Genomic DNA, 11,437 nt, shown 5'->3' with positions numbered 1-11,437 from the left:
GTGAGGGACGGGCTGTTCGGGGCGATCATCGTGGGCCCGAAGGGTTCGAAGTACCGGGACCCGAAGACGGGAGAGGATGTGACGCTGAAGAACGCCTGGGAGGCGGATGTGCTCGTGGACCGGTCGATTCCGGAGAACGCGCATCGTTCGGACTTCCGGGACGCCTCGTTGTTCTTCCAGGACGAGGACAACATCATCGGGACGGCCTTCATGCCCTACATCCAGCAGATCGCGGGCTTGACGGGGGTGAATTACCGGACCGAGCCGTGGTCCTATCGCGAGGACAAGGGCTGCGAGCCGGGGAATATGTTCACGGCCTGCGTGGCGGGGGAATCGGAGCCGGTGACGCCGACGATCCTGGCGCATGCGGGGGACCCGGTCCGGATCCATGTGTTCGGGGCCTTCAACGAGCAGAACCAGATCTTCAGCATCGAAGGGCATGAATTCCCGCTCAAACCGGACATGGAAGGGGCCGATATGCTCAGCTCGGAGGAGTTCGGCGGGTCCGAGAACCTTGACGCGTATATCAAGGAAGGCGCCGGCGGGCCCTTCCATATTCCCGGCGATTATGTCTGGGAGAATCACCGGATGCCCTATGCGCAGGCCGGGCAGTGGGGTTATCTGCGGGTATTGCCCGTCGGGGATCGTCGGATCCTTCCGCTGAACAGCGGGGAGGCGAGCGGCCGCACGGCCGAACTCCCGACCGATGGAAATGCCGTTCCGGTTACCATGCTGGAAAAAGGCAAATAAAAAGTCCTGGTGCATGTTCGCACAGGGGGGGCGGGAGGAGAAAGCAACGGCCTCCCGCCCTCTTCATTTTAATATCTTTTGATCTGTCGCTTGAAATTTGATATGATAAATCCGGTAATTAAGCTGTTAATCAGTGAATGAAGGGAAGAGATATGGCACGTTTATTATCCTTGATGATCGCTGTCGTCCTGCTCGGGATGGCTGGATTTTATGAGAGGGCTTCGGCCTCGGGTTATGAAGAGGTTGCCGTAACCGACGGGGGAACCATTACAGGAAAGGTTACCTTAAAAGGGGCCCTCCCGGCCCCGCGCGTATTTCCGGTGGTGCTCTATCCATTCGGGGAGTATTGCAAAAAGATTTCGGACGGCCATGGACTGTTCCGTCTCGAGGAGTTCATCGTCTCGAAGGACGGGGGCTTGCAGGACACGATCGTGGCCGTCGAGCAGGTCCAGCGCGGGAAGGCGTTTCCCCCGATCAAGAACGAGTTGGTGGCGGTGAACTGCATGTTCCATCCGGCGGATGTTCCGGACAGCGAACAGTTCATGGTCACCGAAGGAGGGAAATTGCACCATGCGCATCCGCTGGTGATGGTGTTGGAAAACCATCGGCCGATTTCGGTGGTGAACAAAGATCCGATCGTGCACAACGGGCAGGTTTTCCAGAGCGAAAAGGGGAATATCATTTTAAACTTTCCCTTGCCCGTATCGAACGAGCCGAGGGGCGGGGTCTTGAACTTTGAACCCGGAAAGCGGATTTCGGAAATGATCTGCGGAATGCACGAGTTCATGCAGAGCTGGGGTTTTAGGGTCGACAATCCGTATTATGCGAGGACGAAGCGGGACGGGCTTTTTACCATCGATCAACTGCCGCCCGGGACGTATCGTCTCCTGGCGTGGCACCCCCACTTTAAACCGGTCGAGCAGGAAGTAACCGTTCCGGCAAATGGCCACCTCACGGTGAATTTTGAATTCGATTCGGCCAAAATCCAGCGGCCGATCTATGAACGGCAGGATAAGTTCAGGATGGGGCCCGAAGCCGAGCCCGAGCACCACCTCATGGGTTGTGAAGGTCCGTATTGTACGGATGAATGACCGTGCGATCGAGGTCGTTAAAAGATTTTAGAACCGCGGCCTTTATCCTGGGAGTCCTTGTTCTGGGCCTGCCGGGAGCGGGTTGGGGGTATGAGGAAATCGAGGTGACATCGGGGGGGACGATCTCGGGAAGGGTGGTTCTGAACGGAACGCCTCCCCCGGCCCGGATCTTTCATATGGTCTTCTCCCCCAACATCGATTTCTGCTCCCAGATCTCCGACGGCAAGGGAAACCGGCTTTTGAAGGAGTTCCAGGTTTCACCCGACGGCGGATTCCGGAATGTTGTGGTTTCGGTCGTGGGGGTCCCGCGGGGGAAGAAGTTTGATTTCACCCCTGAAATCTCGCTTCAGACCTGTCAGGTCGGGCCTTTTGTGATTCCTGTTCGCAATCAAAATCCGATTCGGATCGTGAACAAGGATCCCGTCACCCATGACCTCCAGGCTTACACCCTTCTGAATGATTACACCTTCGAGATGTTCAATAAACCGATGATTCCCGAAACCACCGCTACGAAAGAAATCGTCTTCCGAAAAAATCATTATATTTTCCGCACCCAGTGCGGGGTCCACGACTTCATGCAGTCGTGGGGAATGGCGGTCGGCAATCCCTATTTTGCCGTGACCGGTCCGGATGGATCCTTTAGCATCCCGGATCTCCCCCCGGGCACCTACGATGTCATCGCTTGGCATCCGTACATGAAAGTTCAGGCGGAAAAGGTGACGGTGCCGGCCGACGGGAAGGTCTCGTTGAATTTCCAGTTTGACGCCTCGGAGGTCCATATTCCTCTCTACAATCTCCAAAAGAATTACCGACTTGAAACGGCCCTCGACAAGATTCCGCTAAAACCGCCGGCCGTCGAGCTTCAGAGGCCCTGAATGCCTCCCCCCTAGGACAAAAAATTCATTGACGGAACCATGCAAATAGTTTACGATAAGACATTGTTATGCATACAAAATAAATTCGCGTCTTCGGGGTGCGGATGAATAAACAACGGGCTGTTTCCGAAATCATGCAGGTCCTGCGGCGGATCTTCAAGGCCATCCAGCAATACTCGGAGGCGGTGCTAAAGAGGTTCGGGGTCACCGGTCCTCAACTCTGGGCGCTCCGGACCGTTTATACGGAAGGGCCGCTTTCTATGGGGGAGTTGAGCCGGAAAATGTATCTGCATATGAGCACCGTTTCCGGAGTCGTGGATCGGCTGGAGGATAAGGGGTTCGTGGAGCGGTCCCGGGGGGATCAGGACAGGCGCGTGGTCAAAATCAGCCTGACGAAGGCGGGGAAAAAGCTTGTGCAGAAAAGTCCGGACGCCGCGCAGGGGAAATTGCTTCACGGGTTGGAAAGCCTTTCACGGCGGGAGGTACTGGTCATACGCGCATCTTTAGAGAAGGTGGTTCGTTTGATGGAGATTCAGGACACGAAGGCCACCTTCTTTTTCAGCGAGGAGTGATGGTTATGAAGAGTCAGGCGATGAAATATATATTCGTCCTGGGTGCGGGACTTATCGGCACGGCCGCCCTGGGAATTTTTGGAAGTTCCGTTGCCGCGGCCTATGATGAGGCCGTTGTGACCAATGGAGGAACCCTCTCCGGGAAGGTCACATTGAAGGGCGCCGTTCCGGAACCCCGCATCTTCCCCCTCGCCCTTTATCCCTTCGGTCCTTATTGCAACAAGAACAAGGCCATCTCGGACGGCCAGGGCAACGTCCGGATCAGCGAGTTCAATGTTGCGGCCGACGGCGGAATGAAGGACGTCGTGGTGGCCGTGGAGGAGGTAAAGCGGGGAAAGCCGTTCAAGCCCATTGTGGCCAACCTCGTGGCGAGGGATTGCGAGTTCTTGCCCTTCGTCAGCATCGTGCAACACAACGGAAGCTTTGTGATGAAAAACGAAGACCCGATCATCCACAACGCGCAGCTTTATCAGAGCGAAAAGGGGAATTTGCTTCTAACGGTTCCAAACCCTCCGAACTCCACCGGAACCTTTCCCATCAAGTTTGAGAAGCATAAGAAAATATACCAGATGATCTGCGGGATGCACGAGTTCATGCAGACCTGGGGTTATGCCGTGGACAATCCTTACTACGCCCTCACGGACGGCGACGGAAAATTCACGATCGACCAATTGCCGCCGGGAACTTATAAAGTAGTCGCCTGGCGTCCTCATTTCAAGCCGATTGAGCGGGAAATCACGGTTTCTCCCAATAGAGGCGCCTCGCTCGATTTCGAGTTTGATTCAAGCACGGTGAAGCGGCCGCATTATGAAACGCAGGAAAAGTTCCGAATCGGGCAGTGATAAAGGTCATCGGGTTTGAATAGAGTTCAAGGTGCCGTGATTTTTTTGACATCCTCCGTCAATCCGTCGATTAATAGACCGGACTCCCGCTGAAGAGCCTCTTCGGTCACGGGTTCCGTTCCGCCGACTCCCTGGACCTGTTTTCGGATCGAGTCGAGACGCCGCTCCTGTTCCAGGGCCCGATCCGGTCCGATCGTTTGAGCGATCTTTTCCCGCAGTCCGGATTCCCCGTAGAGTTTCGACATGGCACTCATCACCGTCGAGGTCGCAGCGGTACGGTTCCCCTTTTTCCACAGACTGATCGCCCGCTCCAACTCCGCATGAATCTGCTCCACGACCGAGGTCCAGTCCTGCCCGGCGGTTTCCGTCAGGTCGGTCCCGCTGGGGGCCTTCGCGTCGAACCGCAGCTGCAGGACCTTCGGACCGGCGTCCACCTTCAAGACCTGCGCGCCCCGTGCGCTCTCCTCCGCGGTCAGTCGGGGATGCCAGGCTTCGATTCGGTAGGACCCGACCGGGACGTTCCGGATCTCAAATTCCCCGCGGTCATCGGTGACGGAAAAGTAGGGCGACGGGGACACGAAGATAAGCCCGCGCATGTTTTGGTGCGTCCGACATCGCAACGGGACGGCGCCCGGTTCCTTTAAAGTCACTTTTTTCGCCGTGCCGGGCAGATGGGCTCCGGTGTCAAAGCGGTTGGCCCCCGATTTGGAATAGATGTTATGAATTTCATCGTCGCGATTTTCGAACCGGACGGTGGTCCCCGCCGGGACGACGCTGAAGGAGGGTTTGAAGCGCAACTGTTCCTGGATAATCGTCACTTCTCGCGGGGCCGGTTCGGACGGCCGATTTCCCTGGGGTTGAAGATAAACCACGGCGCCCGCGGCCGGCGCCGCATTGATCAGGACTTCTCCTTTAAGCGTCCCGCTATTTTGATCGGCCCGGGCGGCCGGGCCGAACGCCCATGGAGCCAGGAGCATCACGGCCAGTCCTGATATTGAAATTATGAATCGACCGTTTATCATACGGGCCCTATTTTATAACAAATGGCGATCGGCGGCAAAAGATCTGTCGTTTATAGGTGAGGAAATCTTGCAGGGGCCCGCCGGTTGTCTTTTTGTCGGCTCCGGTGTAAAATCCGGTTTTTGGTCATCACGGAGTGTAAGCGATGAAGTTGGGGATGATAGGGCCGGGAATCGGCCTTCTGGCGTTGGCCCTCCTTTTATATTCCACGGCGGTCCGGGCGGCGACACCCGAGGACCCGGGCAAGGCCTACTTCGACGAGGGGGTGGATCTCAACAACCAACGACGCTTCGATGAAGCGATCGACAAATTGACGAAGGCCGTTCGGCTGAGTCCGGAGAATTCCCGCTATCACCAGGCCCTCTTCACGACCTATCTTGCGACGCGGCAGGGTCTGAAGGCGATCGAGGTTTACAAGGGATTGACCCGCGAATTTCCCGACAGTCCCGCCATGCATTACTGGCTGGGACGGCTTTACCTCCAAAGCCAATCCTTCGATGACGCCGCCCGGGAGTTCCAGCGGGCCACCCGGCTGGCGCCCAAGGACGAACATGCCTGGATCTCTCTCGGGCATGTTTATTACCGGCAGGGGAAGGACGAGGAGGCATTGAAGACCTACCGGGAGGCCAATCGATTGTCGCCGAAGGTGGCCGTGGTCCATGCCGGCCTCGGGAACCTGTACCTGAAGAAGAAAGATTATGCGAGTGCCGAGAAGGAGTATGAAGAAGCCCTTCGAATCGATCCCTCGCTCACCGAGGTGCGCTACAACATCAGCATCGTTTATGAAAAAAAAGGCGAGATTACCAAGGCCATGAAACAGTGGCAGGCGATCCTGGAGGACGATCCGAACGAATCCGACGCCCGCGAGCAACTGGCCCGGACCTATTATCAACGCAAACAGTATGCCGATGCAGTGCGGGAGTATTCGATGCTGTCTCTGGTCCGGCAGGAGTCCCCGGCCGTCTTCATGGCCCTCGGCGAGTCCCAGATCATGCTGGGGGAGTCCTTGAAGGATTCGGACGATAAGGAACAGTTGAAGGACTTGGCCGTCCAGGCCTTCCAACGCGTCCTGGAGCTTGATCCGAAAAACGAACAGGCCCGGAGGTATCTCGATCAATTGAAGTCCAAAGATCAACCCAAAGCGTCGCCGAAATGACGGCGGCTATTCCAAAGAAAAAGGTCCTATTCCGGGCCATCCTCCCGTGCGTCCTGTCTCTCGTTGTCCCGTTATCGATTCGGGCGGATGCCCTTGGGGCCGAAATAGTCTACGATTGCAATGCACAGGAGAACCGGGGACAAGCGACGACAATCGAGATCGTTCTGGCCCATAAATGGAAGGACCGGGCCGCCGAGATCAAGCAGGCCCTCGGCTCGGACACGAGCGGAATGAAGGTCCGGCTTAAGTTTTTCCCGTTTCTGGATCCTCCCGCCAATATCGGGATTGGCAAATGCGTCACGGCCGGACAAGCCCGGACGGCGATCCGCGAGGCCATTAAATATAACGGAAAACTGGACCGGGTGATCCGCCAGGACATCCTTCCCCACCATTGGATCATGATCGGTACGACCGATGTCGCCGAGCTGGCCTGGATCCCGATCGGGCCGGAGGATCTGACGCGGTTGACCGACCCGGCCCTTTCGACGGAACAGTTTCAGACGCTCTATAGGCAACTGTCCACCCCGAAAGAAAAGAAACTGCCCTTTGGAATGGGGAACGAAAAGATCGAAGGAAAGCCGTAAGCAAATGCGTGAACGGGTCGCCTGGATTCTTTTCATTCTTCTATCGGCGGGGATGGCCCTCGGGGAAGGAAGCCCACCGTTTGCGTTTGATCACGACGCATCCGCCATCCAGGTGTTGAAACATGAATGGCATCCGAGCACGGTTTGGGAGCGGATCGGCAAAACCAAGTTTGTCTGGAAGGCGACGGTTCGGAACAATTCGGAGGTCCGTAAAAGGGTCTATGTCTATTATGATCTGCTGGACGGCGGCGGGGTTCCCCTGGCCCGAAACGTCGCCAACAAATATATTGAACCGCGCCAAACCGTTGATGTGGCGTCGGATTCTTACATCATGTCGGTAGATCTCCCAGAGGTAAAATCTAGCCGTGTCACGGTCAGGGTGGGTTCTCCCTAATCCTTGATTGAAGCCGCTCCGAAATTTAGCCTTGACAAGTTTGTTCTTTGGGTGTAAATAGGAGCCCTGCACGGTTGGATTAATACTTAAGGGTTAGACTTCATGCGTTGGAATGCGGGCATGTAAGGGGGTATTATCGCCGCAAGGTTTTCCATGAATATACTCCGCAGAGAACGATCAAATCTGAAAGAACGGGTTCAAACACCCTCCATTTAAGAATAACAATCCTTGGGAAAAAACACGGGAGAAAGCGCCATGAAAAATCGAAGAATTCTTTTTAGGGGACTGTTGGCTCTATTGCTGACGTTCTCTATCAAAAGCGTTGCCCTCAGCGCAGAGACCGGATACACGCAGCCGGGTGCGCCGGATTCGCAGAGCGGAACGACACCCGGATGGCAGGCTAAGTTTAAAGACCAGATCGCCCGGGAGGACGCCGCGGAGGGACATACCGGTCACGAAGACCAGGTGAACGCGGCGATGCAGAAGCTGATGGAGGAGATCGCCAAGGGGGGCCCCGAGCAGGCCTCGGAGACCCGCGGCGCGGGGTCGATGCCCGGAATGGCTTCCATGGAGCCGAATGATCATTCGGGGCACCCGGGCGGTTCGGGGCCTTTCTCCGATATGGCCACGATGCAACAAATGGATCGGAGCTATTTCCTCGGCCCGGCCCCGGCCAGCGAAAGCGTTACGTCTGGGGGCCATTGCCCGGCGAACGCCCCCGTTAAAGAGTTTGACGTTTCCGCGATCAATGTCGAGATCACGATCAATCAGTGGTTGGACTATTTTCCCGGGTACATGTATGTTCTGACCGGGAATCTCGAAAAAGTTCGGGCCGAGGAGAAGGCCAACACGGAGGCTCGAAAAAAACCGGGATATGACCCCGGCGCGGTCACGACCGGCCTTCAGACCGACATGATCCAGCCGCTCAATATCCGCGCGAACCAGGGAGACTGCGTGATCCTCACCCTCCGCAATCAAATGAAGGACGATGATGTCAGCATCCATATCCACGGTTCCAGCATGATCGTCAAATCCACCGGCCAGGCAGCCACGATGGCCAATCCCGATTCGCTGGTCAAACCGGGAAAGAGCCAGGTGTTTGAATGGTATATTCAACCCGATGAGCAGGAGGGAGGGCACACCTTTCACAGCCACGTCGGCCGCGAGCAGGCGAGCCTCGGAATGATCGGGACCTTCATCGTCGAGCCGATGGGGTCGCGCTACCTGGACCCGATCACCGGAAAGGAAACAAAAAGCGGTTGGGAAGTCATGATCGACCAGCCCAACGCGCCCGACTTCCGGGAGTTCGTCATCATCTATCATGAGATCGGGGACGAGTCCTTCCGGCCCTTGAACCGGAACGGGGAGATGATTCCCCAGCGGGACCCCAATACCGACGCCTACCGTCCCTCGGCGCGGGCGATCAATTACCGCAGCGAGCCGTTCGGGATCAACAACCTCGCGCAACAGGAGAAATATTTCCATATCGAGGATGAATCGTTGGGCTACAGCTCCTACACCTTTGGGGACGTTCCGACGACCATTCCGCGGTCTTACATGGGCGATCCGGCCAAATTCCGGTTGGTGCACGGGGGCGGCGAGGTGTTTCATTCCCACCATCCGCACGGAGGAACGATCCGCTGGCTCCGCCAGCCCAAAGCGGACGGGAAGGCCGACTTCATCATGAATGCGGCCGCGAACGGCCCGGTGAAGTTCCCGGAGGTCCGGACCACCTCCGACCGCGTGGATGTCCAGGTGATCGGTCCTTCCGAAGTTCTCGACCTCCAGACGGAGTGCGGTTCCGGCCTTTGCCAGCAACTGGCGGGCGATTTCCTGTTCCACTGCCACGTGGCGCACCATTACGTCGCCGGGATGTGGGGTTACTGGCGGGTCTACAACACGCTGCAGACCGGGAACTATCCCTTCGGCAGTACCGACATCATGCCGCCCTTGCAGGAGCTACCCGACCGGAAAGGGCGGATGAAGCCGGCCGTAACATCGGACAAACTGATCAATAAGACGATGGACTGGTACGACAAGAAGTGGCACATTACGGCGAGCAAGTCGGATTGGTCGAAGCCGATTCCGGAAATCTCCATCAAGGACTGGGTGAAGATGATGTTGCCTCCGGCGGGTCAGCCGGGCCATACCTCGGACGAGAAGGGCCAGATCGTGGCCTACGACGCGACGGTGTGGGACTGGACCTGGGACGGGAACAAGGCGATGGGCGAGCCGGAAGTGACAGGCACCTTCCCTTGGCCGAAGTACAAATCGCCGATACCGGGGAAGCGGCCGCCCTTGCTGTTTGATGAGAAGACGGGAAAATTGGCCTGGCCGCATTTCAAGCCGCACTTCGGGAAGCGGGTTCCCTTCGCCCGCCATCACGGCCCCGCGCCGTGGTTGGAGCCGATCCATATGGACAAGGACAACGGAGCCTTGCCGACCGATCCGGGAAGCAAGGGGGCTATCGGCCAGGAAACGAACCAGCCCGCCAAGCCGGGAGAACAGGGTCGGTGGAGTCTCTGTCCTTCCAACGCGGGGAGAAAGCAATACACGATCCATTTCATCCAAACGCCAATACAGCTGACTAAGGCGCTCGGAAAGGAGAAGCCGGTCATCGATCCCCACGGGACCCTCTTTGTTCTTCAGGAGGAGGAGGCCGAGGTTAAGGCCAACCCCGGGGGGGACAAGACGATTCCCCTGGTTTATCGGTCGAGCGTCTACGATTGCGTCGACGTGATCTTGAAAAGCGAGTGGGATGACAACGACACGACGAACTTCCAGATGTCGAAGATCAATATCCATCCCCACTTTATCCAGTTCGACAACCAGGCCTCCGACGGCGTGATCACCGGCTTCTCCTACGAGCAGTCGGTCCGGCCCTTCACCGAATTGGAGAAAAAGGTCCAGAAGGGACTTCCGCCGCCGATGAATGCCACCCTGACCGAGGATGTCAAGGCCGGGGCGACCGCCATCAAGATCAAGATGGTGGAGGGGGCCACGCCCTTCCATGTGGGCACCGACCTGATGATCGGCATGCAGCAGGTGAAGACCTCGGAGGTCCTGTGGATCAAGGAAATCAAAGGGGACACCGTGACCTTTACCGAACCGTTGCGATTCGATCACAAGAAGAACGAGATCGCCTCGGTGGAGTATGTCCGGTACCGGATGTGGGTGGACTCCGATGTCGGCACGGTCTTCTGGCATGACCATGCCTTTGGCGCGACAACTTGGCCGCACGGCGGCGTGGGGGCGATGATCGTGGAGCCGGCCGGTTCGACATACCACGACCCGAAAACCGGAAAGGAAATCCGAAGCGGCCCGATCGCGGACATCCACTCGACCGAGCCGATCGGATACGGGGTGAACGGCAGCTTCCGGGAGATGGTGGTGATGCCGCATGACACGGTGCCGACGACCGCACAGGTCGTGACGGCGGGAAATCCGCCGGGTCAGACGGTTCAGGCATCGATCGATGCCGGACAGACCCTCTCGTTCAAGATGCCGTATGATCTGGACAAAGTGGCTATCCCGATGCTCAACGGCGGGACCCATACCACCGGAGGCGGATTGAACTTCCGTGCCGAGTCGATCTCGAGACGGCTGAATTTCAAGCCGGAGCCGTCGATGGTATTCTCAAGCAGGGTCTATCAGGATCCGAGCACCCCTCTGCTTAGGGCGTATCTCGGTGATACCATTGTCTTTCGTCTGTTGCACACCTTAATGAATGAGACGCACACCTGGCACATCGCCGGCCATGCCTTCCGGACGGAGCGTTACGCGGAACATTCCGACTTCAGGAACGCGCACCACGTCGGGATCGCCGAGCGCTACGACCTGGTCACCAGGGCCGGCGGGCCGCAACAGATGGCCGGGGATTACCTCCATTATAACGGCCGGGCCTCCCATCTATCGGAGGGGAGCTGGGGGATCATCCGGGTCTTGGATAAAGAGGTGCCGGATCTGCAGAAACTCCCGGGACGGGATGAGATCCCGGCCTCGGCGAAGTCGGTCTGCCCGGCGGATGCGCCGGTCAAGACCTTCAACGTGATCGCGGCGGACCGGGCCTTGAAGTACAACCCGAACGCCCCGGACACGATCGACGTGGATTTCGACCGCAAGCTCCAGGTCGCCAACCCGACGGGCAAGATCT

General features: G+C 57.5%; 10 protein-coding genes. 9 read left to right on the top strand and 1 reads right to left on the bottom strand.

The features are described from left to right. The 5 genes from VMN77_00890 to VMN77_00870 form a co-directional block, all read left to right on the top strand. A partial coding sequence (locus VMN77_00890) for a hypothetical protein (protein HTN42334.1) occupies positions 1 to 750 on the top strand: 750 nt, incomplete at its 5' end. A 152-nt stretch (positions 751 to 902) separates the two neighbouring features. Continuing rightward, positions 903 to 1,841 carry a carboxypeptidase-like regulatory domain-containing protein gene (locus VMN77_00885; GenBank protein HTN42333.1) on the top strand — a complete coding sequence of 313 codons (939 nt, stop codon included), beginning with the start codon at positions 903 to 905 and terminating at the stop codon, positions 1,839 to 1,841. Between the two features lie 2 nt (positions 1,842 to 1,843). Continuing rightward, positions 1,844 to 2,716 (top strand): carboxypeptidase-like regulatory domain-containing protein, encoded by an 873-nt coding sequence (locus VMN77_00880; GenBank protein ID HTN42332.1) that lies wholly within the window; start codon positions 1,844 to 1,846, stop codon positions 2,714 to 2,716. A gap of 104 nt (positions 2,717 to 2,820) precedes the next feature. Next, the gene (locus VMN77_00875; GenBank protein ID HTN42331.1) at positions 2,821 to 3,288 is read left to right on the top strand and encodes a MarR family transcriptional regulator; all 468 of its coding nucleotides are present in this window, start codon (positions 2,821 to 2,823) and stop codon (positions 3,286 to 3,288) included. Positions 3,289 to 3,293: 5 nt separating this feature from the next. Then, positions 3,294 to 4,130, top strand: a complete 837-nt coding sequence (locus VMN77_00870; GenBank protein HTN42330.1) for a carboxypeptidase-like regulatory domain-containing protein — start codon at positions 3,294 to 3,296, stop codon at positions 4,128 to 4,130. A 26-nt stretch (positions 4,131 to 4,156) separates the two neighbouring features. On the opposite strand, the gene VMN77_00865 is transcribed toward VMN77_00870, so the two are convergent. Further along, a complete protein-coding gene (locus tag VMN77_00865) occupies positions 4,157 to 5,152 on the bottom strand; it encodes a carboxypeptidase regulatory-like domain-containing protein (GenBank protein ID HTN42329.1) in 996 nt (331 codons plus the stop codon). Between the two features lie 143 nt (positions 5,153 to 5,295). On the opposite strand from VMN77_00865, the gene VMN77_00860 reads away from it, so the two are divergent. From VMN77_00860 to VMN77_00845, 4 genes are all read left to right on the top strand, one after another. Next, positions 5,296 to 6,306: a tetratricopeptide repeat protein gene (locus VMN77_00860; protein ID HTN42328.1), complete on the top strand. Its 1,011-nt coding sequence runs from the start codon at positions 5,296 to 5,298 to the stop codon at positions 6,304 to 6,306. Continuing rightward, on the top strand, positions 6,303 to 6,890 hold the full coding sequence (locus VMN77_00855; protein HTN42327.1) for a hypothetical protein: 588 nt from the start codon (positions 6,303 to 6,305) through the stop codon (positions 6,888 to 6,890). The genes VMN77_00860 and VMN77_00855 overlap by 4 nt, the downstream gene beginning before the upstream one ends. A gap of 4 nt (positions 6,891 to 6,894) precedes the next feature. Next, complete coding sequence (locus tag VMN77_00850; protein ID HTN42326.1) at positions 6,895 to 7,284, top strand: hypothetical protein; 390 nt, start codon at positions 6,895 to 6,897, stop codon at positions 7,282 to 7,284. Positions 7,285 to 7,539: 255 nt separating this feature from the next. After that, the coding region (locus VMN77_00845; GenBank protein HTN42325.1) for a multicopper oxidase domain-containing protein at positions 7,540 to 11,437 on the top strand (3,898 nt) is incomplete at its 3' end.

The sequence above is a fragment of the Nitrospiria bacterium genome, from assembly GCA_035498035.1.
Classification (GTDB): Bacteria; Nitrospirota; Nitrospiria; order JACQBZ01; family JACQBZ01; genus JACQBZ01.
This window is presented reverse-complemented; position numbering and strand designations above follow the sequence as displayed.